The organism is Vibrio sp. D173a, from assembly GCF_030248475.1.
On the sequence record NZ_JAHGAH010000076.1, the window covers coordinates 19,974 to 45,199 of the forward strand.

A 25,226-nucleotide genomic window follows, 5' to 3' on the forward strand; every position below is an offset into this window, starting at 1 on the left:
GAACATCAAAGCTATCAAAAGCCGCCCACATTATAAATCGTAGTCTACACTCTAAAATCGTTTCTCCATCTAAATGATCATTAAGGACAAAATATGGATTTCTTGATTGAGGATATTCTGGCGCGCGAAATTTTAGATTCACGCGGAAATCCGACTGTGGAAGTCGAAGTCACACTCGGTTGCGGCATTGCAGCAAGAGCATCGGTGCCCTCGGGTGCCAGTACTGGTTCACGAGAAGCGGTTGAACTGCGAGATGGTGACGACACCCGCTTTGGTGGCAAAGGTGTACTCAATGCCGTTCAACTGATCAACACCGAAGTGCTTGAGGCTATTGTTGGTTTAGACTCTCGAGATCAAGCACTGATTGATCGCATTATGATCGAGTTAGACGGCACCGAAAATAAGTCTCGTCTGGGCGCAAACGGCATTCTTGGGGTTTCTTTGGCCGTAGCTCGCGCATCCGCGATGACAGCAGACATCCCACTCTATCAGTATCTCGGTGGTGTAGGCGCTAACCTTCTACCCGTGCCTTGCATGAACATCCTCAACGGTGGTGTACATGCTCGCTGGCAAGGCCCGGATTTTCAGGAATACATGATCGCGCCATATGGAGCTAAAAACTTCAGACAAGCGGTGCAATGGGGCAGCGAAGTCTATCATGCCCTACGTCAGGTTCTGCTTGAGTCAGATTACTCTGTTGGTGTCGGTGATGAAGGTGGCTTTGCTCCTGCAGTGAAGTCAAACCGCGAACCATTGGAGCTGATTGTCAAAGGGATTGAGAGAGCTGGACTGAAACCCGGTGTCGATGTAGGTATCTGTATGGACCCAGCCTCTAGTGAATTCTATGAGAATGGTAAATACAAGTTGCGCTCAGAGAACCGTGAACTGACCTCCGCAGAGATGATTGAATACTACGAGAAGTTGGTTGAAGATTTTCCGGTCGTCCTTCTTGAAGATGGCTTGGCAGAAGACGATTGGGACAACTGGCCACTACTAAATGAGAAGCTTGGCGGTAAGATCGAAATCGTCGGTGACGATCTTCTCGTTACTAATACCAAGTACATACAGAAAGCGATTGAGATGAATGCTGCCAACTCAGCATTGATCAAACTGAATCAGATTGGCTCTTTAACCGAAACCATTGAAGCGATTCAAATGTGTCATCACGCTGCATGGGGCGCGTTTGTTTCTCACCGCTCGGGGGAAACCACTGACAGCTTCATTGCCGATATGACAGTCGCACTTCGCACAGGTCACCTCAAAACAGGCGCACCATGCCGTGGTGAACGTGTCGAAAAATACAACCAGCTCATGCGCATTGAAGACGAGTTAGGCTCAATGGCGATGTTTGCTGGCCGCAAAGCCTTCATTCGCTAATCCAACAATATGCCTAAAGCAAAGCCGCACAGTGTGGAACTGGGCGGCTTTTTAGTATCTGGAAAAATAATTACAAGGCTTGTCGCATAATATGCTGAGGCCCAACCGGACCACCATGATAAAGCTCGTTAGTATCTTCAAACCCCGCCTTTAGGTAACACTGGTAGGCGGGGATATTTCGACAATTAACCGTTAGGTAGAGAAATTCAAACGTTGGATAATACAACTTAACAAAATCCCCAAACAGCCCGATTGCTTGCTTCGCAATACCTTTGCCTTGATGGCGATGATCCACCAGTAATGAGCGAACACCTAAACTTCTTTGAGGGCAAAAGTCATAATCTTCACTGTACGCAGCATCAAATAAAAAGAACCCGACCACACGATCATTTTCTAGGATCAAATGGGGCAGCTCTGTCGGTTTAAGACTTTCTAATTTCTTACCAATATCCTCAATCGTAAACTGAGCCTGCTCTTCCAAGACTTGTAGCTCAATGGTTTGCTCATGACGGCATGGCGTGTACTTTTCAATGGTAATCATGGTCATCCTTGTTGAATTTCCGTTCGATTTATACAGGGTATGTCGGAAATGGAAATACCTGCGGTCGTAATTCCCACTCGCAGGCAAACGTTGCACATTTTATTATCCTCGCCAATTGTCAGTGAGGTTATTATGTTCCGTTTTCTGCTTTGTAGTTTTTCCCTTGTATTACTCTATCCTACCGCGATTGATCTTTACCTTGTAGGTTTGCCACAAATTGCAGCCGATTTACACGCCAACGAGTCACAATTACATATCGCGTTCTCTATCTATCTCGCGGGAATGGCAGCCAAATTGCGGAAAAACGCAGCGATATAGCCCCAAAAGGCGTACGCTTTGATCTGACTATTGAATCCCCGTTAGTGCTGACGATTCTTGATGATCTTCTTGTTGCAATCCACCAGCGTTACCCGGATGCTAAAGTCAAAACCAGTAACTGGGATTACGATTCACTCGATGCGATTGTGCGTGGAGAAGCAGACATCGGCTTTACCGGAAGAGAGAGCCATCCCCGCTCGAAAGAGTCACTCGACCTGCTCCCTTACTTCCTCGATTTTGAAGTGCTGTTCTCAGACCTACCTATGGTCTACTTGCACAAGAATCACCCTGCTTTGGAGCAGGCATGGAATCTTGAGACCTTTTTGAGCTATCAACACATCAACATTGTTTGGGAAAAGAGTGAAACATGGGCTTTAGATGAAGTGTTGAGTGAACTTGGCCTACAGCGCTCTATTGGCTTAACCATGTCGAGCTTCGAGCAGTCTCTGTTTATGGCCGCGCAACCACACCACAATATGCTGACCACCGCACCGCAATACGGTGAGAGTTACACCAAGAAACTGCATCCAGATTTGGTATGCCTACCCATTCCATTGGAACAAACTCAACAAGATAAACTGCTGATCCCGTTCACCATGCTTTGGCACAAACGTAATGCGTACAATCCAAAACTGGTGTAGTTACGAAATACCATTAAGTCGCTTTTTTCCAGCCAATCGTGACGAGCAACTAGCAGCTAAGTGGGGTGAAAATGTCATCCCACTTAGAGTTTCAAATTGCTCTTCAAATCAGCCGCTACTTATTCCACATTAACCTGCCTTTTCTCAGCAAGTGCCATAGCGATATTGGCTTTGCTGTACGCACTCTCATTGATGAAGTGCGGATAGATCTCCTGTTTGCCTTCCCAAAAAATGTCGTAACCAAAGAAAGTTGCGAGTAAGGGTTCTCCAGGTTTCACCACTTCGAAATCTCGTCCACAGATCATAGGGTGCACTATTGCGGCACGCATACCATCGTGGTCGACAGGGATCATCACTTCTTCGGTGTAAAAATACGCGTCGTAGTCGTTCAACTCACCAACTCGACCAAGGTTATGCTGTTCAAGGTAATCGAGCACCATAGTAAGCATCTTTTTCATCAGCTCAAGAGTCTCGTACTTTAGCGAACCATGCGCTTGAGCCCCAACTTCAATCATCACACCATGCTGCCCAGTGGTGCACAAGTAAGGTTGATCATCCCACGCTTTTCTGTCTTCAAACAAGATGTTGGCTTCTGGCATGCGTTGCTTCACATAAGCCCCCATCTTGCGATAGAACACGTCGTTAGAAACCAAAATCAAGGTCGCGCCCATGTTACTGGTGGTGTTATGTAGGTCGACAATAAGTTGCTTTTCTTCAGCGGCATGAGTTTGGGTAAATTGCTTTGCCAATTCTGTCTCTTGCAGGCTCCCGCCTTCACCATGAGAAGAGGCTGATGAATTCGCAAGCGCAAACTCGCGGTTTAAATCCGTCTCAACATAACGAACGTTTTGCTTTACCGCTTCCGGGTTGCCAAGCACACAGTGAGTGCTGAACGTTGAGCGTTCAGCATCGTAAAGACGATCTTTGATGAGCTTTTGAAGATAAATGCCAGAAAGCTCATTACCATGCGTACCAGCTACGAGCAGAACACGATTAAGTTTGTCCATAAAAGTGATATTCCAAATATTGAGTAAAAGTGAGTTTTGATTGAGATTCGGCGGCGCCTTCTTAGCGAAACGCCATTGCTCCTTTCCCTACGCCTTCATAAGCAATGATTTGTAACGACTGTCCTGCATCCAATGAAGGAGCGATTTCATTGGCGATAAACACAGCCAACAACTCTACCGTCGTATCGGTGTTCAACACCTCGGTTTCGCTGTGCGCGATAGCGAGTTGGAAGTCACCTTGTGAAGTGGTGTATCGGAAGCCAAAATGCGTGTCACAGTTGATGAGGCTTGCATGTTCGCTTAGCTCCAGGTGGCCAATCTCGACTAGGTCTTCGATGGATGCGAGGTAGATATCTTGCCAACGCTGTGCAAAAGCTTGCTCACGAGCGGTATCTCGCTGACCATCAACCAGAATTTTAATCGGTGAACGATGCCCATGTGCAATGCGCTGACAATTGCCATCGTGCTTTTTTAAACCGTGGGTGTAGTGATAGTAAGCACCATCAAGTTTTTCATGACGCAAGGTCAGATCAATCGATGCGACATTACTTGGCAGATGACCTTGCAAAACATCGTGAATGTGCTGCGTTACACTCTCTATTGAGATGTCTTCCGAATTCACAAAACAAAATGCTTCATCGGGGCAATGCAGGTGAATACTCTTTTCTCCACGCATAAGATCCACTTGAGAATACCCCGCTTTGGCATTGGTAATTTCCACCGCCTCGTTCTTTACGGGTATAAGCAAACGGTGATCAACATATTGATCCACCAATTGCTTGATTTGTTTTTTCACTTTAGAGAAATCCAGCACCATGCTCATCTCATTGAGATCACCATGCATTACTACGTCCAGAATCCAACTCTCACCCACCATGCCTCGTGTTTGACACAGGTATGAAGCATCAATAACCGTGAGATCGTTAACAAATAGATTCAATCTGAATTCCTCATTCTATATCGAGCATTAAAACCAAATTGTTATACTATAACACTTGTGGTTGTTACTCAATTTCGCAACATGATGACTTTTTGACTCAATGCTGCACTATGTTTTCAGCTATAACTAATCGCTTTATCAACTAATTAACGCTTTCTGTTTAACGCTACACTGCAGCTCTGACCGAACGTGAGGATAAGGAATGTCGACATTTTTACTGACCGCAATTGCTATGTTGGCGTTTGCTGCTAACTCGTTGCTGTGCCGTTTAGCACTGGCAGCCGATTTGATTGACGCGGGCAGTTTCACTCTTATCCGTTTGTTCTCTGGCGCAGTCACTTTAATGGTCATCATACTTCTGCGCGGAAACTGGCGCAGCAAGATCCCTTCTCGTCGATTCAGTTTATTCGCTGGGATGACCTTATTTGGCTATGCTGCACTGTTCTCTTTTGCTTATGTAAAACTAGCAGCCGGAACGGGCGCACTGCTACTTTTTGGTGCCGTACAACTGACTCTACTCGTGATTTACTGGTGGCAAGGAGAGCGCTTTAAACCCCTCGAAGTGATTGGTATTGCCGTTTCTTTGATTGGATTTGCGTGGCTAATGTTGCCATCTGCAACACGCCCAGATGTTTGGTCTGCCCTATTAATGGTGGTTTCTGGTATCTGTTGGGCAGGGTTTACCGCCTTAGGTAAGCAAGCGCCAACACCAACCAGCGGTATTACTTGGGGATTCATTACTGCTTCTATCTTAGGACTTTTGCTCTCACCTTTTTTACTTGGATCGATACAATTTACGCCGAAAGGCATACTGTTAGCAGTGGCATCAGGAGCCATCGCTTCTGGTTGCGGTTACGTGCTTTGGTATCAAGTGATGAAGAAACTAACATTATTGCAAGCGGCGGTAAGCCAACTTTCCGTGCCAGTTATTGCTTTAGTGCTAGGAAGCTTTCTGTTGGGTGAAGTGCTGACTGTACATTCCATCACTACCAGCTCAGTTATTCTTGGCGGCATTGCATTGGTATTTTTATCTCGCTCTCAAAAATCCAAAACCAACCCCGCAAGCCAATAAAAAATAATAACTTTCCTCTCAGCTTATCTCCCATCATCTATGCTTTTTGTTAGGCATTTGTTTTCACCGTACTGTGGAAACGAACAACGCCTGACGCATTGGCGGTGAATATCGATTAAAGATTTGGTGTGGTAATTCCTGCAAATATGTATCAGTAATGAGATTTTCTAGTTAAACGTTTTCTTGCTCATTTTTCCCTCATGCCATAAGCGGTGGGGAGTGAACGGTGATTTGGGCACTTTTACCTCATTTGGTTTTGACAAAGGAATTACAAACCACCTCTTTTCAATCGCTATATTCCGCCTCCGCGATTTATTCAGAACGAAACTCTGATTATTAATTGAATAAATTCATCGACTTACAACCATAAACCTGAGCTAACTGTGACACTATGAACGATAAAAGCAAATTCGCCACAAAAGTAGCGCTTAGCCTGACTCTGGCTTATCTTATACCGTTTTCAATGGGTTGGCTGTAAGCGTCTACGGCGGCGACCACTGTTATGCTGATCGCTTCAACAGGCAGCCGACGTGAATCTTTAGCTAAAGGTACTTTGCGTGTGCTTGGTACCCTGGTTGGGGCTGTTATTGGTTTATTGCTCGTGGGCATGTTCGCTCAAGACCGGCATTATGTACATGCTCAGCGTTTCTGTGGTCGTGTCCTTTATCTTTTATTTCCGTAACGCCTATCAAAAAGACCCAACCTTGCTGGCGCTAACCGGTGTGATGACCTTGATGATGTCAAATGGTGGCGATGCAGAAGGTGCCTTCATGTATGGGGTTGACCGTGCTTACATGACCATCTTTGGCGTAGTGCTTTACACTTTGGTGGGTACTTTCTTATGGCCGACGAAGACAGAACAAAACCTTCGTTAGCTAATTGAACAGCTCAACCAAGCTCAGCAAGCGCTGTTCGCGGCAATCTTACAGAACTTCGAAGAGAGGCAAGCTCAGCAGCAAGGGGGAGTCCCAGCTTCAGGCAAACAAGATACTGAAGAGGAAGATGAAGAGCCTCACCCCACCATAGAAGACCTATTAGACAAAGTATTCGCCGCACAAAACGCGTTAGAGCAACGCTTCGCAGCCGTAAGTGTCGAGTGCAGTGACGTATCGGCTTACATGAAAGAATGGCAACTCGCTGTTCACTTCAACAAGCAAATTACCCAAGAACTCAGCGTGGCAGCACACAGCCACTTTAGCCACCAGCAAGACCGAAGCTGCATCAATAACTTCGATCAAGCCATCGAAGAAATTCAAGCGCTATTCAAAACCTGCCAAGAGATGTGGGACAACGAGGGGCCAGCTTACCTCGCTCAGGAATTTAAGGTTGATTACAACCAACAAGCTTTGTCAGACGCTCCCAATCTAGTCAAAGGCTCCGCCCTGACACTGGGCCACTTACTCAAGCTAATGCATCAGAGCTTATCTCGCCTTGCGGAGAGCATCAGCTGTATTGATTCGGTCACCAATAATGTCTCGTTCAAACAAGATCTGCCGAAGCAGAAGAGTAAATTCCTTTGGTGGGATGCAGAGAATTTCAAAACCGCAGTAAAAACCTTCACCACCTATTGGGTAGCAGGATTGATTTGGATTTACTTCAATCCAACCGGTGGCTACTCGTTTGTTACCTTCTCCACCATCTTCATGTCACTGCTGTCGTTTGTTCCGGTTCACCCATTTATGTTGCTGATCTTGTTTACGTTTGGCTTCTTGTTTGCGGTGCCTTCATACGTATTCATCCTACCGGGATTGGAACTCGGAGGCGAACTGGGCTTGTTCATCTTCATCTACACCTTTATCGGTTTTTACCTGTTTAAAGGACCGGTGACCATCTTCTACATGATTGGCTTGTTTGTCCTCGGTCTAGACAACAACATGACCTATCACTTTGGTATTCTGATGACGATCATGACTTTGTTCTACATGGTGGTTTTCATGATCATCTTCGCGCACTACTTCCCTTTCAGTTCTCGTCCAGAACACTTGTTCTTAACACTGAAAGAGCGCTATTTCAGGCACGTTGGCGACCTATTTGCCAGCTATCATGAACAGTCTGAATCCACATTTAATAAGATGAAACGCTCACTGCACTTGGTGACGCTGAACGTTTCCTCTAAAAAGCTCAAAGTGTGGGGGTCGAAGATCAACCACAAGCTCTTCGACAAGACACAGCCAGAAGCAATTGGCGCATTCAACAAGTCTTGTGACGCCTTAAGCAACCACGTAAACATCTTGATTGCCGCCGAGCAAAAGCTATTAAGTAACCAACTTATCAAACAGTTACGTAGCAAACATACCGATTCCATATTACCTCTGATGGCCGGTGCATTAGCAAGCCACCAGACGACCGACGAACTCGATTCTGTGTTCGAACAATACAGCCAGGATTACCAATCCTTTGAAAATAAACTAGAAGATTTCTTTAGTGAGTTGGATTTATCTGACTGCGCTTATTCAGAGATAGCTGGTTTTTATATCTTGCTGAATTTAAAACGAAACGTGTTCGAAGCGATAAATCAATGCAAGCAAACCTACGAGGATATCGATTGGGTGAACTTACGTCAGAAGCGGTTTTAAAGGTGAGGATATGATGCTTCTAAAACTAACTAAACCAAGCCTCGCCATACTCTCTGTTCTCGGGTTGAGTGCGTGTACAACTTTGGGTCCGGATTACGTCCACCCAGAGCAAAGCACCTTGCCAAGTGATTGGCCGGTAGAAAAAGCGGCGCAAGACACACTGCAATCCGAGCAAAAACTGCAGCAGTGGTGGCAGCAGTTCAACGATCCAACGCTGAATCAACTGATTGAGATGGCGAGCCAACAAAACCTCGATCTTGAGGCGGCGGGGCTACGTATCATCCAAGCACGTTCACTATTGGGTATTTCCACAGGATTGCAATACCCACAAGTGCAAACCGTCTCCGGTAACCTAGCCAGAGCTTATGTTAACGACCAAGGTGTGAATAACGCTGCCTTGTCGTTTGACGCAGGCTGGGAAATGGACATCTGGGGCAAATACGCACGCGGCATTGAATCTGCCGAAGCGGGATACTATGCATCGATTGCGTCTTACCACGACATCATGGTGACCATCACTGCCGAAGTCGCGCGTAACTACATCAACTACCGCACTTTCCAAGAGCGTATTTTGCTCTCTCGTCGAAACATCGAGATCCAAGAGCGTGTGGTGAATATTACTCAGGTGCAGTTTGATTCGGGTAACGTAACTGAACTCGACGTTCAGCAAGCGAAGAACCAGCTCTTCAACACCAAAGCGGCACAGCCTTCTCTTGAAATCGCGATGAAACAATCCCGCACGGCATTAGCACTGCTTTTAGGCGTACTACCGGAAGAGATGGAGAAACTGCTGCAATCAGAAGGCTTCGCTCAGCGCATGGCGGATTATGAAAACCAGTTCAAATCATCCGGCAGAAAGCCTGCTTTATCAGGCAGTGACGAGCGCTCCATCGTACCTCGCCCACCTCGACTCGATGACAAAGTGGATGCGAGCTTAGTGATGCGTCGACCTGATCTTCAAGTATCAGAGATGCAGGCTCGCGCACAAAGCGCCAAGATTGGGGTCGCAGAAACCGCACTTTATCCGAGCTTTTAACTTAGAAAAAGCAATTCAAACCTTCATGCCACAAATCAAGTCGGGTCTAACGTCTCTGCTTGGCATGGTCGGTGGTGCTCTAGGTAGCTTGCTACTTTCTATCATTTCACTGGCGATTGCTGCTGGCTTTATGACTTACTCGGAGTCAATCGCCTCTGGCTTGCGAACCGTTGCTGTGCGTACGGCAGGTGATAACGCGAAGAGTTGGACAACGCTTGTTGCCGCAACCATTAAGAGTGTATTGCTTGGCGTAGTGGGTGTCGCTGCAATCCAAGCGCTACTGATTGGTGCGGGCTTCTTTATCTTTGGCGTTCCGGCAGCAGGCCTACTGACTCTGATCCTGATGATTCTTTGTATCGCTCAGCTCCCTGCACTGCTTGCTGTACTGCCGGTGGTTGGCTACATGTATATGACCAACGACACGAGCACAGCAACCATGTTTACGGTTTGGGTTGTGGTCGCTGCGCTGTCTGAGAACTTGTTTAAACCAATGTTGATGGGCCACGGTGTTGATGTTCCAATGCCAGTGATTCTGCTTGGTGCTATCGGCGGCATGCTCTTCTACGGCATCGTTGGTCTGTTCTTGGGTGCCGTTATCCTAGCAATTTGGTACGAACTGTTCGTTTGGTGGTTGAGCATTGAGAAAGCACAACAGCAAGAAGAGAGCTTGCGAGAAGAGCAGGATGAAGCACAAGCCGAATCAGGACACGGTGCGGGCATCTAATCTTTATTAATCACCTCATCAATTGAAACAAACCGCTGCATTTGCAGCGGTTTGCGCAACTAAGTTCACATTTTCATTGTTTGCTATCCGATTAAAATGACGTTCTTGTTAAATTTTCAATCTTCTTACATTAGGGAGTTGCAATCAGGCAATGAACGATGCACTCTCGATGACCACTAATACAGTGCTTAGGATAAAAACAATGAAATTGATCAAGCCTTTAACTTGCGCGCTTGCTCTGGCAATGAGTGGCATGGCTTTCGCGGATGTGACAGTAACCGTTCCTGACGACGTTTCTATTTTGGCGGCTAACGGCGAGAAAGTGAAATTATCGGGTGGCTTCTTTGCTTCTGAACGTTCACTAACTCTACCAGATGGCATTAACCAAGTTGTATTCCGTTACTCACCATACTTCAGCCAAGGCAATGATCGCCTAAGCGTGGAAAGTGACGTTATCGTAACTCGTTTCGACGCAGCGGACGCAGAACTAAGCCTACAAGTTCCTGAATACCGTGACCTTCGCCAAGCGGAAGACAAAATCAAAGACCTAGATTGGAAACTGATTGATGCTTCTGGCAACGCAATTGCGGTAGAGCAAGACAAGCTAATCAAACCTGGCATGCAAATCGGTCGTGATTACGTGCGCGAAGTGGAAGATTACAACAAGACTGGTGGCGTAGCGGCAATCGGTGTTGCAACAGCAGCGGTTCAACCTGTAACACTTCCTGCAAAAATTCCAGCAGACATGAAGCAAACTAAGCCTGCGACAATGAAAGCAGATTCTACAGCTGAAGAAATGCTGCATTTCTGGTACCAAAAAGCGGACGCTGAGACACAAGCGCGCTTTAAAGACTACATCAACCAGCAATAAGCCCGTTGTGTAGTTAACGAAAGATTCAATGCAAAAAGCCACACTCGAGTGTGGCTTTTTTAATTCAGAATTTATACGCCAAGGTCAGCATTGGACCATAGAATCGGTAGGTAACATCGAGCGCGGACTTATCACTTTCATAGTCCACGCCGACTTCGTAATAGTTGAATGACCCCGTCATACTGAACTGATCGGTAAAGAAGTATTTCGCACCGACATCGAGCTCTAATAAATAGCCCTCGATATCATCCACTGCGAGATAGAAAATCTGCGCATGACTTTTCAAGATCCAATCTTCATTCAGTGAGTATTCGGCTCGGATTCCTAAATCAGGCAAAGGCGCCGTAACATCGCTCAACACCGCGTCATCGACGAACATCACTGGGATCTCATCAACGCCACTCACCTTTGCGCCAAGCTTGCCGTCCAAGCCTAACGACAACCACATCACGTGCAAGCCTGCCAACACGTCCACGGCCCATTTATCGCTAGTATAAAACTGGTAACCATAGCCTAGGCGAGCGATATCGATATTCAGCTCTGTGGTCAGTTTTGAACCAGCCTGAACCGCATAAGTTGTTCCATTTATAGTGACCTCAAAAGGCTTAGTCACCGCCGTGCGAGTTGCCTCCCGGTGCAAACTACGCCAATCTACGTACACGCTGTGCTTTTTGTTGAAGTAATACTCTACTTCGACATAAGGCAGCACGGTGAACTCTTTCAAATCGAGATCAGATTCGAAATCAATGGTGCGAATTTTGTCGAGGTAAGGGTCGTAAGCGTTGAGTTTTGTATCAGTGCGAGAGAAAAAGCCACCCATTTCCACCTCCCATTCGCCAGCCATCGTAGCAAAAGAAGTGAGCGCCGCAAGGCACACTGCCCAACCTGCTTTTTTCATCATCCTTGAATCCTAAGCGATTGAATTTATGTCTGAAGTAAGTGTAGTTGTAGGAAGGGAGATATGAAAAGTTGACTCGATCGCAACTCTGAATGAAACAAAGATTGTAATGCAGGATAAGCGAGTGGCTTAGCAATTGACGACTTTGGTGCCCGAAAGCATGTCGTGCAACAAACGTCGCTCTGGATGGCAAAAAAGCAAAACGATGTTCACTAGTGAAGTAAATGGTATAAGCATCTCAATCAAATAGCTTAGACACAATCGAAGTGAAGCAGTGACTTTCGTCGTATCGTGACCGTTCTTCATAACGACTTTAATACCAACGAGCCGCATACCTATGGTTTGCCCTTCCCTAAGCAAATTCCAATTCACTAGCATCAACATAGGTATGGTTAGCACATAGCTAGCCTTGGTATCTTTTACTAACTGAAGGTTTTCACTCAAGGAGAGTTCAAAGCCATTGACAAATGAATTGATGGTCAACGCGATCAGCAACACGAATCCCGTTACGATCATCAGATCGATGAAACCGCCAATAATCCTTTGCTTTCTCTTGGCAATAGAACGACTCATACCTAATCCCCTCAAATGCAATCTGATGCATTCTAGGGACGAGATTGACCATGCTCAATTAAGAGACGTTATATTTGTGACGCTCTCTCAGAAGTGAGATGGTCTAAAAATTAGTCAGTGCTTACCAATATCTCTCGTAAATGATATTACCACCCGTACGAGCTCGATATTTTTCTAACCCCAACTCTTGCAAAACAGGCGAGGTATCTTTGATCATCTCAGGATTACCGCACATCATCACAAAGCTGTTTTCTTTAGAAAAAGGTAGGTCAGCACGATTAGCCAGCTCCCCTGAAGAAATCAAGGCTGGAATACGACCTTGTAACTTATTCGGAGCATTTTCTCGGCTAACAATCGGCACGTAACGCAGGCGACCGTCATAACGCTGCTGAAGCTGTTTTATCAAGTATTTGTACACCAAGTCCCTTTCATAACGCACGCCATGTACCAACACAATATGGTCGCTGTGCGGCAACAAGTTGATGTCATCGAGTAAAGAAAGGAAAGGACCAATCCCCGTCCCCGTAGAAAGTAGCCAGAGATCATTGGCGTGTTTTGGGATGGTGTCGTGGACCAGATCGCCATGAGCGGTTTCACCCACATAGATGCTGTCGCCTGTTTGAAGCTGCTGCAGCCTTGGAGTTAGTTGCCCTTCTGGATTCGCGACAATTAAGAATTCAAGCCATTCAAACTGCTCACTGGGGGCATTTACCACCGAGTACGCACGACTGATTGAGTTGCCCTGTTCGTCGAGCAGAGCAAGTTTAGTAAATTGCCCAGCTTTGAAGGAGAGAGGCGCACCGGACACCCTTAAACTGAACAGCTCACCTGTCCAGTCGATTCGTTTTTCTACTCTGGCAAGATTGAAACCTTTCAGCTCTGTCATCGGACATCTCCTTTTGGTTGCACTTACTTAAACCTACGCCTCACAACTGACTATGTAAAGTTTTTAGTTTACAAAAACAAGCAACCATTCCATTTCACAATTTAGATACAATTTTATTACAATTTAATCAGTTCCATCTAGAATAAATACTCAAAGTGATAAGTCGCTTAGCAAATTGCGGCAACGTCGATGAAAAAGGAACATGAGTAATGGATACGTTATTAAAAGAATTCCCAGTGATTACGGAAATCAAAGTCGCTTGGGGAGAGATGGACGCCCTGCAACACGTTAACAATGCGGTGTATTTTCGTTACTTCGAGACCGCGCGCTTGGACTACTTCAACAAGATTAATCTATTGGTAGATTTGCAGACGTCTCACATCGGTCCGGTTTTAAGTGAAACTCAATGCCGTTACAAGCTGCCCGTTACTTTTCCAGATACGCTTTTAATTGGCTCACGCGTTATCGACATGCAAGACGATCGCATGACAATGGAATACCAAGTGCTTAGCAAGAAGTGGGGCAAGATTGTGACTGTCGCCACCGCCACTGGTGTGATGTTTGATTTTAAGAACAACGTGAAAGCCGCAATTCCAGACCATGTTCGCCAGTCGATTTTAGAACTGGAAAGCAACGTAGGCAGTACGCATCATTTGGAACAATAAAGAGGCGAGATGCGAGAGATTAGAATCGAGATTTCCGACTGCGCTCCTTCGTCGCTATCGGGAATGACGCAGAGGAACTCTTCCAGCCTATTCGATGAGAAAAGTTGTGTCATTCTAGCGAGCCAAGGCGAGACTAAGAATCTTATTACAGCCTGCTGCGAACTATAGAGCTATGAATTACCTCAATATATTCTGAGAGTAGATTCTCGCTTGGGTGTTAGCCCCTACAATACGAGCTCAGACGTCATTCCGGACGAGCCCGAGCGAGCCATCCGGAATCTCTCTTTGAGACGCTCATCAAATACAACTAACAGAACGTCTCGATGTACAGCGCTTCCACCTTATCTCTCGCCCATTGCGTTTTACGCAGGAACTTCAACGACGATTTAATCGAAGGATCTTTCTGAAAACAATTAACACGAACGCGCTCATGCATTCCCTTCCACCCAAAGTGCTCAACTAAACGGGTAAGGATTTTTTCTAAACTCAACCCGTGAAGTGGGTTATTCGGCTGCTGTTGGCTCATGCTATGGATCCAGTAAAGTGAAGTTGCGCGCTAATCTAACTCAAACTCGCCGTGCAACCTAATGTTTTAGCCTTGAATTGCCCTGCGACTCTCCCCTATAGTAGTTCAAACTTCTTAAAAGCCCCTTTTCATTATGAAAGCCCTCAACGATCTGAATATCTTTGTCGAAACCGCACGCCAAGGCAGTTTTTCGAAAGCCGCCAACAGCATGGACATGACACCTGCAGCCATCAGTGCATCGATCAAACGTCTTGAAGGGCAGATTGGCTTTCCGCTGTTTGTACGCTCGACTCGCAGCCTGCGCCTAACCTCCGAAGGTGAACTGTTCCTAGATAAAACCACCCAAGCATTGGCAACATTGCAAGAAGGTTTGGATCAGATCTCAAGCGCGCGTGGTGAGCTATCAGGTCAATTGCACATCACGGCACCATCTGACTTTGGTCGTAACATGCTGCTTGATTGGGTCGATGAGTTTATCGAGCTCTACCCGAACGTCTCCATCAAGTTAGAGCTGTCTGACAGCTTGACGGATATGTACACCAAACCCGTCGATATCGCGATTCGATACGGTGAGCCCGCAGATTCTAACTTAGTTGTGCTGGCATTATGCGGTGCGAACGAACGGATCTTATGTGCCTCCCCAGAATACGTTGCAAGCAATCCAGAATTGACCAAACCAGAAGATCTCCACCAGCACAACTGCTTGTGTTTCATGGTAGCGGACTCGGTTTACAACAAATGGACACTGACTCGCGAAGGTGAAACAGAACAGGTTGTCGTAAGTGGCAAGCTACTCAGTAACGACAGTGACTTATCCCATCGCTTAGCAATTAAAGGCAGAGGCATTGCCAATAAATCACTGATGGACATCAGCCAAGATTTGATTGAAGGAAGATTGGTACGCGTACTGCCTGAGTGGGATTGTGGTTCCGTACCGCTTTACATGGTGTGCGCTGATCGTCGATTGCTAACACCAACGATTCGTACTTTCCGAGATTTTATCCAAGAGAAATGTTGCCAGCAAAGGAAGTCTGTACTGACAACATTCTGTTCAGAGCGTTAACCAACGAACGTCATCGGTCGGATATGGGTGTACTCAAGTAGGCCGTTCTTTTCTAATGTAGAAAAACATTGGGTAATGTGAGGGCTTTGTAAGTGCTTGTCTAAAGCTTCTTGCGATGCCCACATTTCTTGGAACATAAACAGGCCTTCGATTTTTTCATCCAAATACAGCTCGTATTGGCAACATCCCTCTTCTTCACGAGTGGGAGCGAGTAGTTCAGTAAGTAACTGAGTCACCTGTTCAATATGGTCAGGAAAAGCTTTAATTTCTGCGACTAGATGGATCATTTTTTATCTCTTTGAGTGTGTTTCTATATTCCAACAATCTACTCCTTTCCACCCAAGAGAAAAATCGACCTAAGCGAATAACTTTTTCAAAATAAATTTGAAAATTTATCTGACGCTAATTAAACAACGATTTCACCCACAGCACCAAACTGTCCCATAACTTACCAATCCATGAGCCCTCTTCCACCGCTTGGTTACTTACCAATGGATAGCTTGCTACTGTTTGATCGTCACTCTTCCACACGACTTTACCAACCACATCGCCTTTCGCGATGGGTGCTATCAACGGTTCATTCACGACCACGCTCTTGTCTAAACCAGCGGTTAGGGAACGAGGCAGCGTCAGGTACGCATCTTGAGCGAAGCCCAAATCAATCTCACTGACATTGCCTTTCCACACTTTTGCACTCGCCTGCACCTCTCCCTGTTTTGCCACTTGTTTGGTGTCATAAAAACGGAAGCCGTAACTGAGTAAGTTCTTAGACTGGGTGATTCGCGATTGTTTACTTGGCGTCCCCATCACTACCGAGATCAATCGCATCTTTCCTTGTTTAGCAGAGCTCACCAAACTGTACCCCGCATTGCTGGTGTAGCCCGTTTTACCTCCATCGACATCCATCGATTTGTCCCATAGCAACTTATTGCGGTTGTATTGGGTGATCTTGTTCCACTTGAATACCTTCTCACTATAGAGCGCATAGACTTCAGGCACGTCATTGATGATGGATTGCATCAGCGTCGCCATGTCATTAGGAGAAGTTTGAATGCCCTCGCTATCCAGACCATGCGAGTTAACGAAGTAGGTATCGTTCAAGCTGAGTTTATCTGCCCAACCATTCATCAACGCAACAAACGCCCCTTCACCACCGGCAACATGTTCGGCGAGCGCCACACAAGCATCATTACCAGATTGAATGATCACACCACGCATTAGGTTGGCGACGGTGATTTCATCTTTGGGTTGGATAAACATTTTGGAGGAGTCTGGAAATTTAGCTGACCATGCATTCTCACTCACCGTCACTTTATCGTCCCATTGGAGCCGCCCAGATTTGATTTCTTGCCCCACGACGTAAGCGGTCATCAACTTAGTTAAACTGGCAGGGGCTAATCCGGCACGCGCGTTTTGCTCCGCTATGATGGCACCGGACTGAAAGTCCATTAAAACATAGCCTTTTGCCTGCAACTGAGGCGGATTCGGCGTTACGACTGCCAATGCAGGGGCACTGATGGTCTGTAGTAATAAACAAGCGAGCGTGATTCGGGTTAATGACGTGTTCATCAAGCATCCTCCATGGTCAATGACCGCCAATTGTCTCGTTTCATAAAAACGGTAAGACAGTGAAGTCTAAACTGCACCTATCAGATCATAGTTCACTCAGTGCATACCAACATGGAAAGATCGAAGAGTTTCTGTTTTGAGTGTCATTCCTTGCCTTTCCGGCTTCAAAAATCGAGTTCTTACAACAAATCTATTGTTTCTAATGAGGAATTCGATATCGTAAAGCGACTATAAACAAGGACAGACCATAACAATGAACGCTCAATCATTTATCGACGCAGGATTGCATTACAAGTCCCACTCGTTCACCGTGCCACTGGATCACCAAGATCTAAGCAAAGGCACGATCAACGTCTTCGCTCGCTCCGTTTGTTTAGTCGGCGATAAAGACTCAAACAAACCATGGCTAGTGTATTTTCAAGGCGGTCCAGGCTTCCCTTCTCCTCGTCCAAACGGAAACAACGGCTGGATCAAGCGCGCGCTGAGTGAGTATCGTGTACTGCTGCTCGACCAACGCGGCACTGGCAACAGCAGCGTGATCAATCATCAGACTCTTACGCACCTCACGCCGGAGCAACAAGCAGACTACTTAAGCCACTTCCGCGCAGACAACATTGTTCGCGATGCGGAATTTATCCGCGAACAATTTGGCGTTAAGAAGTGGGCGATTTTAGGTCAGAGCTTTGGTGGTTTCTGTTCATTAACTTACCTATCGCTATTCCCAGACAGTTTGCTGCAAAGCTATATCACAGGTGGTGTGCCTTCGGTTTCTCGTCATGCGGATGATGTCTATCACGCCACCTTCAAACGTACGATGGAGAAGAACCAAGCCTTCTTCCAGCAATTCCCACAAGCGCAGCAGCTGTGCCAGAACATTGCTAATCATCTGTTGGAGAATGAAGAGTTTCTACCGAATGGTCAGCGTTTTACTGCCGAACAGTTCCAACAAATCGGGATTAACTTTGGTGTCAGTGATACCTTCTTGCCAACTTACTACTGGCTAGAAAGTGCGTTGATTGAGGTGAACGGTAAGCCTCAGCTTCGTTATGAATTCCTCAACGACATGTTGGCGCAGCAAAACTTCCAGACCAATCCAATTTACGCGATTCTGCACGAGTCGATTTACTGCCAAGGGTTTGCTTCTCGATGGAGCGCTCACCGAGTGCGCCAAGAGCATGATGCGTTCAATTACGAACAAGGTAAGCCGTTCTTCTTCACTGGAGAAATGGTCTTCCCTTGGATGTTCGATCAATACTTAAACTTAAAGCCACTGAAAGAAGCGGCGGAATTACTGGCAGAGAAAGCCGATTGGACGCCGTTATACGATGCGCAGCAACTGGCAAACAATAAGGTGCCTGTGAGCTGTGCCGTCTATGCCGACGATATGTTTGTAGAAATGGACATTAGCCGTGAAACACTCGCTGCAATACCGAACTCAAAAGCGTGGATCACCAACGAATATGAGCATAACGGTCTTCGCGCGGATGGCGAGCGCATTCTCGACAAGTTAATTGCGATAGGAAAACAGACCAAAGCGACACTGAAATAAGCGGCTAACGCTTAGAAAACCTAGATAGAAAAACGCCTCTTTATCACAAGATAGAGAGGCGTTTTTTGGTTCGATTCAGGTTTAAATTAGCGCTAGTCTTTGACTCGTTTAGTCATCATTTTGGTGATCACGCGGTAACCCATCTTATGGTAGAAATCTTCGCCTTCGTGATTAAATGACGCCACGGTTAAACCAATTTCTTCAATGTCTTGGTTGCATAAATCGCTCTCGATTTTATCCATCAAAGACAAACCAATACCTAAGTTTCGGTGGCTTTCAGACACCACCAACTCGTTGATATAACCGACGCGCTTTTCCGGAGAAAGCATCGAGTTAACCTCTCGAACGGCACCAGAGATAAAACCAACCACTTCTCGGTGTGAACAAGCAATAAAAGCCGTGATGCTGCCATCAAAGTATTTATCGAAGGTATTACGTTCCTCTCTGAGCTTTGCCATTTCCTCCGGTGAGCGGTAGAAGTCTGGCTCGGCCTCATAGTGGGAAGTGTCGAGTTCAACTAAGAGCGTTTTCAACAGTGGTACGTCTTCTTCTCTTAATCTTCTGATATGGAACTGTTGCATATTGAATTCCTTTGCCAACCGATCTGCATCAAGCACAGATCTTTGCTTCAACTGGTTATCGGATAAGAAGTTTTAGGAATGTGAAGCAAATCAACAGTACAAATTTCGACCATCCATGTCGAGTACGTTTTCTACACTTTTCTGGGTTTTTACTGATAACTTGAACACCCACAAAGAATTTAGGGTGATTCAATCCAATAACCCTCAATAGCACGGTGCTGTATTGATGGAAGAAATATCCGCATAGTTTGTCCGTATTTCCGACTAAATTACTCAGGTATACTCCGAGCCGCTAAAATTGTTAGGTATCGAGTCGTCAAACTAGCGACGTGTCGAACCATCGAACCTTAAAGTAAGGAATAATCATGAGTCAGTATGTTGTCTGCGCCCTGTATAAGTTTGTGGAACTGGAAAACTACCAAGAGTTACGCGAGCCATTGCTTGCCCTAATGGAAGCCCACGGTGTACATGGAACGTTGCTACTGGCGAGTGAAGGTATTAATGGTACGGTTGCAGCGAAACGCGAAGGTATTGATACACTGCTTGCATGGCTAAATGACGAGCCTCGCCTCAATGGCATTGTTTACAAAGAGTCATACTCAGATACTCAACCGTTTAACCGCACCAAGGTAAAACTCAAGAAAGAGATCGTGACATTGGGCGTTGAAGGCATCGATCCTCGCCATGTCGTTGGCACCTATGTGAAGCCTCAAGATTGGAACGATCTGATTGCTGATCCAGAGGTATTTGTGGTTGATACTCGTAACGACTATGAAATTGAGATCGGAACATTTAAAGGTGCAGTTAACCCAAATACGGACACGTTCCGCGAATTTCCTGACTATGTAAAACAAAACATGGACCCAGAGAAACACAAAAAAGTCGCGATGTTCTGTACTGGTGGTATTCGCTGTGAAAAGTCGACTGCTTACATGAAAGAGCAGGGTTTTGATGAGGTTTACCACCTAGAAGGCGGTATTCTGAAATACCTTGAAGAAGTACCAGAAGAAGAAAGCATGTGGGAAGGCGACTGCTACGTATTCGACGGTCGCGTTGCGGTTAACCATCAGTTGGAAAAAGCAGACTACGACTTGTGTAACGCTTGCCGACTGCCAATCACAGAAGAAGACAAACGATCAGAGCAGTTTGAGCAAGGCGTAAGCTGCCCAAAATGTTTTGGTAAACACAGCGAAGAACAGGTAGCACGCTTCCGCGAACGTGAAAAGCAAGTGTCGTTAGCTGCGGTTCGTGGCGAGCAGCACGTCGGCGGTGAGAGTGCCAAACAACGTCAGCAACGACGCGCTGAAAAACTGGCAAAGAAAGACGCACAACGTAAACAAGCGTAACTAGTAAGGTGCGAGCTAACAAACCCAGCTCGCACTTTCTCTCCTTTAGATCTAATTTCAATAGAGCTCGTTGTCTTTCAGCAACACTTCCAGCTCATTAGTACCACTCCTACTTGGCTGCCCAACCATTTCATCATAGGCACTTTGCTGGCGAAGCACCTGTTTGTTCACTTTCAAGTTACGACATTGCTTTTGCAACTCCAATATCGAATGCGCCCTTAAAAACTGCCCTTTATCATCAGTAACAAAGTGTTCCTTCCCGTCGACTAGAACCGAGACTTGATACAAAGCGAGATCGAGAGAGTGGATGACAAGCTTGTCGATATAGAAAAATTTTTCCAGTTTACTGAGTGGCATAGACATAAAGCACCTCCTTGCTCCGTGCCAGTACGTCAACTGCAATAAAATCGATCACCGAGTGAGAAATTTGCCTCTCTCATGCGTAGAAATCGGAAAACCAGTGAGGGCTCCGATGCAAACAATCAACTTAGTATGGCTAAAACGCGACTTACGCCTGACCGACCACCTCCCTTTGCAGCATGCTCTATCTTCTAAGAATCCAACAGTGCTGCTCTATATTTTCGAGCCCATGCTGCTGGATGACCCACATTACTCCGAACGTCATTGGCGCTTTGTTTGGCAGTCACTCCAAGACATGAACGCACAACTTACTTCATACGGCCAAAAAGTCTCAGTAATGTTTGGCAATGCTCGGGATTGTTTGAGTGCGATTCAAAACCAATTCAGCATCGATGCCGTTTTCTCCCATCAAGAAATTGGATTGAATTGTACGTTTGAGCGAGACAAACAAGTATCAGCATGGCTTCAAGCACAAGGCATTCCATGGCATGAGTTTGAACATGGCGCAGTTGTGCGAGGCGCAAAAGACCGATTCGGCTGGGACAAACATTGGGATACCATTATGCGTTCTCCGATAGAAGAGGTTGAGCTTGAAAGCGCTTCTCTTATTACTCTCGATGTCGAAGCGCTTGGTTTCACCTTTACTCCTCCCCCTTCTTGGTTAGAAAAAGTAAAAGGCATGCAAACTGGCGGGAGCTCACTCGCTTGGCAAACATTGGAAGACTTTTTTCAACGCCGAGGACGAGATTACTACCGAAGTATTTCTAGCCCGACTGCATCTCGGACAGCCTGTACTCGCCTCTCTCCCTATCTTGCATGGGGTAATATTTCGCTTCGAGAAGTGTATCAGTACCTGTTGCAACATTGGCAAGTGACGGGGTTTCGTCGCAGCCTAATTGCGTTGTCTTCAAGGCTTCATTGGCATTGTCATTTTATGCAGAAATTTGAATCTGAATGTGAGATGGAATTTCGCTGTGTGAACCAAGCCTATGACCCTTTGCTTCGCCAAGCGAGCAACAACGACCCAATCCGACTAGATGCTTGGAAGGAGGGAATCACTGGCATACCTCTCGTCGATGCCTGTATGCGCTGCCTTCATCACACCGGATACATCAACTTTCGCATGCGTGCGATGTTAGTGAGCTTTTTAACACATCATATGAACATGGACTGGCGCGATGGCGTAACTCATCTAGCGCAGCTATTTCTCGACTTTGAGCCAGGTATCCATTATCCACAATTTCAAATGCAGGCTGGCGTGACTGGCACCAATACCATCCGTATCTACAATCCGACGAAACAAGCACAAGAACACGATACAGATGGTGAATTCATTCATAAGTGGATTCCGGAGCTCGCTAAGGTGCCCGCCCCACTGTTGTTTGAACCTTGGAAAATGACCGCAATGGAAGTCGTAATGTACCAGTTAGAACCGGATTCAAAATACCTCGCCCCAACAATCGATTTAGAAGCGAGTGCGAAAGCAGCCAGAGAACGCTTATGGGCTTGGCGAAAACGTGTCGACGTAAAAATGGAAGGCACACGCATTTTAGCTCAGCACGTCCGTCCTTCTAATAAAAAGAAAGCCAGTTGATCGCCAAGAAAAAGGCGTGCGTACAAACAGGGACTTTATCAGGGAGAGAGCAGTACCCAAACAACAAAAGGAACGCATTATGTTGAAACGCATCTTGGTTACGACCACGGTTTTGTTCGCAACCCTAACTTTTTTACTGCCAGCGAAAGCACATGAACATGGAATGATGAAAGAAGACATCGTTGATGTGGCTGCAGCAAATGGCTCGTTCAATACGTTGGTCGCAGCAGTCAAAACCGCAGGCTTAGTGGATACGCTGAAAGGTAAAGGTCCATTCACTGTGTTTGCTCCCACGGATGAAGCATTTGCTAAGCTTCCAGATGGAACAGTCGAAATGCTACTCATGCCCGAGAACAAAGATAAGCTGGTTGCGATTCTCACTTACCATGTGGTTCCGGGAAAAGTGATGGCCGCAGACGTGGTCAAAATGAATAAAGCGACGACAGTCCAAGGACAAGACGTGATGATAAAAACCATGGGCGACAAAGTCATGGTAAATAACGCAACTGTCATTGCGACTGACGTTAAAGCCAAGAATGGCGTGATACATGTGATCGACACCGTCATCATGCCGAAATAGCGACATAACATGGAAGGGCGAGGTTTCTCGCCCCTTTTTAGGACATGGAAAACATCAAACTTTCAAAGCACGATATACAAACGATGGAGCAGCGCCAAAGAACTCGATTGGTCAACTCCCTTGCAGGATACAAAAGCGCGAACCTCATCGGAACAAGAGACAGGCAAGGACAAGAGAACCTGGCTATCGTAAGCTCTGTGATCCACTTAGGCTCACATCCACCACTGTTTGGTTTTATTGTACGTCCACGCAAAAGCCGTCGTCATACATTAGAAAACATCCTCGATACCAAGCACTTCACCATTAATGCCATCGGCGTCGATTTCGTCCAAAAAGCACACCAGACCTCCGCCCGCTACCCAAAACAGATATCAGAGTTTGAAGCGGTAGGACTTACTCCTTACTACGATGATGCGTTTCCTGCGCCTTTCGTCCTGGAGAGCAATCTCAAAATGGGGTTGGTGTTGAGAGAGCACATCAAGATCGAAAGCAATCAGACAGAGATGTTGATTGGTGAAGTGTTGGCGGTGCACGCACCTGAAAGAGCCATCATGCCCGATGGTTATCTCGACCTAGAGCTGCTCGACTTAGTGACCATTTCCGGGCTGGATAGCTACCACGTCACGCAACGTCTACATCGGTTAAGTTATGCCAAACCAGACTCTCGCCTATTTCCTCTAACGAGAGAAGGAGAGCCTTCATCTTGGGGAGCACTTGAAGTCGATATGAACTAACCTCTTTACATATCAAAAGCTAAATACAGAAGTGGCAGTTTTCTCTGTCTAAGCCGTGTTCACCGGCCCGGTTGGTAAGGTGAGCGCGCCCTGCTTCCAATCCCATTTCGTAACCTTCTAGCAATACCGTCTGGCGCATTGATAGACGTTGTACACTGAATTCATCCGGTGGTGCGATAACGCGAATGTGCGTGTCTTTTGGAGGGTTACGAATGAAATCTAGCGATTCATTGTAGTTCTCTGAACGGTGCAGCATTGCCTCTGCCATCTGTGGATGCTCAGCGAACAACTTCTTCATCAACCAAGGCGTTTTTACCGGCTTTTTCTCGTAGGCCAACGGGTGTGAGAGAACCACTGTTATATCACGAGCACCACGGCGGTACGCTTCTCGAACCGGAATGGAATCCGCCACACCACCATCGGTATAACAACCACCAGAGAAGCAAGGAGTATGCTTGTACGCAATAGGCAGTGCCGTCGTCGCTTCCATCGCATTATGGAAGTTATGACGATTTACACGGTAATAATCCGCTTTACCCGTATTTACGTTCGTTGTCGCCGCTAAGAAAGGAATGCCTTCAAACAGTTTCGCTTCATCGACTGGGTACAAACGATTTGATTCTTCAAACAACCATTTCACATCGATCAAATCACCGCCTTTTAAAAAACGAGTAGGATCGAAAAAGCGTTTGCTGGTTGCTAATTTAGTAATGACGTTGATGCTACGGTGCGGGTAATCGGTCAAATAACCGATCAAATTTGAAGCCCCTGCCGATACGCCAATCGCAAAATCAAATGGTTTGTAGTCTTGTTCTAAGAATGCATCCAATACGCCGCTAGCAAAGACACCACGCATTGCACCACCTTCGACTACGATTGCTTTTGTTGCCATGTTTCCCCCCAATAAAGACGTTAAAAAGATTACTGAAATTCGTGCTACAGCAACAATCGGTTATTCTTATTACTGAGATAGGCGAAGTCTATGTGTTTCTTGCTTTTTAAGTGGAAACTTAGGATCAAAAAATCCACATCAACTGAGTAGTCAATGTGGATTCTAAGCAGTAGAAACGGGGGGGGGGGGGGGGGTAGGAAAAAACGGTTTTATACGCCTCTGCTGCGCCATCAATAAACATTTGGGTACCAATCACGGCTAGGATCAAACCCATCATTTTGGTGATCACATTCAGTGCACTTGGACC

Annotated in this window: 23 protein-coding genes and 5 pseudogenes; 15 read left to right on the forward strand and 13 right to left on the reverse strand. The window is 46.2% G+C overall.

Features of this window, described 5'->3' with window-relative positions; genetic code table 11:
* The first annotated feature begins 93 nt into the window (after positions 1-93).
* Positions 94-1,377 carry a phosphopyruvate hydratase gene (eno, locus tag KIV40_RS08950; protein ID WP_012130036.1) on the forward strand — a complete coding sequence of 428 codons (1,284 nt, stop codon included), beginning with the start codon at positions 94-96 and terminating at the stop codon, positions 1,375-1,377.
* Between the two features lie 70 nt (positions 1,378-1,447).
* Here the strand turns inward: eno and KIV40_RS08955 are convergent, their stop codons facing one another.
* The gene (locus KIV40_RS08955) at positions 1,448-1,918 is read right to left on the reverse strand and encodes a GNAT family N-acetyltransferase (RefSeq protein WP_285348752.1); all 471 of its coding nucleotides are present in this window, start codon (positions 1,916-1,918) and stop codon (positions 1,448-1,450) included.
* Between the two features lie 132 nt (positions 1,919-2,050).
* Here KIV40_RS08955 and KIV40_RS08960 point away from each other — a divergent pair.
* Positions 2,051-2,215, forward strand: a pseudogene (locus tag KIV40_RS08960) (multidrug transporter subunit MdtL); the annotation flags it as partial.
* Positions 2,203-2,877 (forward strand): annotated as a pseudogene (yidZ, locus tag KIV40_RS08965) (HTH-type transcriptional regulator YidZ); the annotation flags it as partial. The pseudogenes KIV40_RS08960 and yidZ, both read left to right, overlap by 13 nt.
* A 119-nt stretch (positions 2,878-2,996) precedes the next feature.
* Here yidZ and KIV40_RS08970 read toward each other — a convergent pair.
* Both KIV40_RS08970 and KIV40_RS08975 read right to left on the reverse strand, forming a co-directional pair.
* A complete protein-coding gene (locus tag KIV40_RS08970) occupies positions 2,997-3,884 on the reverse strand; it encodes an aspartoacylase (protein WP_285348753.1) in 888 nt (295 codons plus the stop codon).
* 61 nt (positions 3,885-3,945) lie between these two features.
* The gene (locus KIV40_RS08975) at positions 3,946-4,824 is read right to left on the reverse strand and encodes a 6-carboxytetrahydropterin synthase (protein ID WP_285348755.1); all 879 of its coding nucleotides are present in this window, start codon (positions 4,822-4,824) and stop codon (positions 3,946-3,948) included.
* Positions 4,825-5,026: 202 nt separating this feature from the next.
* Between KIV40_RS08975 and KIV40_RS08980 the strand changes: the two genes are divergently transcribed.
* The 5 genes and pseudogenes from KIV40_RS08980 (at position 5,027) to KIV40_RS09000 (ending at position 11,103) form a co-directional block, all read left to right on the forward strand.
* On the forward strand, positions 5,027-5,896 hold the full coding sequence (locus tag KIV40_RS08980) for a DMT family transporter (RefSeq protein WP_285348756.1): 870 nt from the start codon (positions 5,027-5,029) through the stop codon (positions 5,894-5,896).
* 391 nt (positions 5,897-6,287) lie between these two features.
* Positions 6,288-8,472: pseudogene (locus tag KIV40_RS08985) on the forward strand (FUSC family protein).
* Positions 8,473-8,482: 10 nt separating this feature from the next.
* Positions 8,483-9,505: pseudogene (locus tag KIV40_RS08990) on the forward strand (TolC family protein); the annotation flags it as partial.
* Positions 9,501-10,232: pseudogene (locus KIV40_RS08995) on the forward strand (AI-2E family transporter); the annotation flags it as partial. The pseudogenes KIV40_RS08990 and KIV40_RS08995, both read left to right, overlap by 5 nt.
* Before the next feature lie 202 nt (positions 10,233-10,434).
* Entirely contained in the window at positions 10,435-11,103 is a 669-nt protein-coding gene (locus KIV40_RS09000; protein ID WP_021018102.1) for a DUF2057 domain-containing protein, read from the forward strand.
* Positions 11,104-11,167: 64 nt separating this feature from the next.
* On the opposite strand, the gene KIV40_RS09005 is transcribed toward KIV40_RS09000, so the two are convergent.
* From KIV40_RS09005 to KIV40_RS09015, 3 genes are all read right to left on the reverse strand, one after another.
* Positions 11,168-12,004: a DUF481 domain-containing protein gene (locus KIV40_RS09005; protein WP_134977345.1), complete on the reverse strand. Its 837-nt coding sequence runs from the start codon at positions 12,002-12,004 to the stop codon at positions 11,168-11,170.
* Between the two features lie 126 nt (positions 12,005-12,130).
* Positions 12,131-12,574: an RDD family protein gene (locus KIV40_RS09010; protein WP_228174270.1), complete on the reverse strand. Its 444-nt coding sequence runs from the start codon at positions 12,572-12,574 to the stop codon at positions 12,131-12,133.
* 121 nt (positions 12,575-12,695) lie between these two features.
* Positions 12,696-13,460 carry a ferredoxin--NADP reductase gene (locus tag KIV40_RS09015; RefSeq protein ID WP_228174271.1) on the reverse strand — a complete coding sequence of 255 codons (765 nt, stop codon included), beginning with the start codon at positions 13,458-13,460 and terminating at the stop codon, positions 12,696-12,698.
* A 209-nt stretch (positions 13,461-13,669) separates the two neighbouring features.
* Between KIV40_RS09015 and KIV40_RS09020 the strand changes: the two genes are divergently transcribed.
* Entirely contained in the window at positions 13,670-14,125 is a 456-nt protein-coding gene (locus KIV40_RS09020) for a thioesterase family protein (RefSeq protein WP_285348762.1), read from the forward strand.
* Between the two features lie 307 nt (positions 14,126-14,432).
* Here the strand turns inward: KIV40_RS09020 and KIV40_RS09025 are convergent, their stop codons facing one another.
* A complete protein-coding gene (locus KIV40_RS09025; protein WP_005429327.1) occupies positions 14,433-14,651 on the reverse strand; it encodes a VF530 family DNA-binding protein in 219 nt (72 codons plus the stop codon).
* 133 nt (positions 14,652-14,784) lie between these two features.
* On the opposite strand from KIV40_RS09025, the gene KIV40_RS09030 reads away from it, so the two are divergent.
* A complete protein-coding gene (locus KIV40_RS09030; protein WP_051117168.1) occupies positions 14,785-15,714 on the forward strand; it encodes a LysR family transcriptional regulator in 930 nt (309 codons plus the stop codon).
* On the opposite strand, the gene KIV40_RS09035 is transcribed toward KIV40_RS09030, so the two are convergent.
* Both KIV40_RS09035 and KIV40_RS09040 read right to left on the reverse strand, forming a co-directional pair.
* Positions 15,711-16,001: a putative quinol monooxygenase gene (locus KIV40_RS09035; RefSeq protein WP_012130052.1), complete on the reverse strand. Its 291-nt coding sequence runs from the start codon at positions 15,999-16,001 to the stop codon at positions 15,711-15,713. The genes KIV40_RS09030 and KIV40_RS09035 overlap by 4 nt on opposite strands.
* A gap of 115 nt (positions 16,002-16,116) precedes the next feature.
* On the reverse strand, positions 16,117-17,283 hold the full coding sequence (locus KIV40_RS09040; protein WP_012130053.1) for a D-alanyl-D-alanine carboxypeptidase family protein: 1,167 nt from the start codon (positions 17,281-17,283) through the stop codon (positions 16,117-16,119).
* Positions 17,284-17,536: 253 nt separating this feature from the next.
* On the opposite strand from KIV40_RS09040, the gene KIV40_RS09045 reads away from it, so the two are divergent.
* A complete protein-coding gene (locus tag KIV40_RS09045; RefSeq protein WP_228174273.1) occupies positions 17,537-18,832 on the forward strand; it encodes an alpha/beta fold hydrolase in 1,296 nt (431 codons plus the stop codon).
* Between the two features lie 92 nt (positions 18,833-18,924).
* On the opposite strand, the gene KIV40_RS09050 is transcribed toward KIV40_RS09045, so the two are convergent.
* Entirely contained in the window at positions 18,925-19,413 is a 489-nt protein-coding gene (locus tag KIV40_RS09050; RefSeq protein WP_152685173.1) for a GNAT family N-acetyltransferase, read from the reverse strand.
* 365 nt (positions 19,414-19,778) lie between these two features.
* Between KIV40_RS09050 and KIV40_RS09055 the strand changes: the two genes are divergently transcribed.
* A complete protein-coding gene (locus tag KIV40_RS09055; RefSeq protein ID WP_038891950.1) occupies positions 19,779-20,759 on the forward strand; it encodes a rhodanese-related sulfurtransferase in 981 nt (326 codons plus the stop codon).
* Between the two features lie 57 nt (positions 20,760-20,816).
* Here KIV40_RS09055 and KIV40_RS09060 read toward each other — a convergent pair whose 3' ends face one another.
* Positions 20,817-21,122, reverse strand: coding sequence for a DUF6482 family protein (locus tag KIV40_RS09060; RefSeq protein ID WP_021018100.1), 306 nt, complete (start codon positions 21,120-21,122; stop codon positions 20,817-20,819).
* A gap of 109 nt (positions 21,123-21,231) precedes the next feature.
* On the opposite strand from KIV40_RS09060, the gene KIV40_RS09065 reads away from it, so the two are divergent.
* From KIV40_RS09065 to KIV40_RS09075, 3 genes are all read left to right on the forward strand, one after another.
* Positions 21,232-22,713 (forward strand): deoxyribodipyrimidine photo-lyase, encoded by a 1,482-nt coding sequence (locus KIV40_RS09065; protein WP_285348767.1) that lies wholly within the window; start codon positions 21,232-21,234, stop codon positions 22,711-22,713.
* 79 nt (positions 22,714-22,792) lie between these two features.
* The gene (locus KIV40_RS09070; RefSeq protein ID WP_285348768.1) at positions 22,793-23,293 is read left to right on the forward strand and encodes a fasciclin domain-containing protein; all 501 of its coding nucleotides are present in this window, start codon (positions 22,793-22,795) and stop codon (positions 23,291-23,293) included.
* A gap of 44 nt (positions 23,294-23,337) precedes the next feature.
* Positions 23,338-24,027, forward strand: a complete 690-nt coding sequence (locus KIV40_RS09075) for a flavin reductase (RefSeq protein ID WP_285348769.1) — start codon at positions 23,338-23,340, stop codon at positions 24,025-24,027.
* A gap of 19 nt (positions 24,028-24,046) precedes the next feature.
* Here the strand turns inward: KIV40_RS09075 and KIV40_RS09080 are convergent, their stop codons facing one another.
* Positions 24,047-24,919, reverse strand: coding sequence for a patatin family protein (locus tag KIV40_RS09080; RefSeq protein WP_045383718.1), 873 nt, complete (start codon positions 24,917-24,919; stop codon positions 24,047-24,049).
* 124 nt (positions 24,920-25,043) lie between these two features.
* Positions 25,044-25,226, reverse strand: a 183-nt coding sequence (locus KIV40_RS09085) for a MarC family protein (protein WP_285348773.1), incomplete at its 5' end; no start/stop codon positions are given.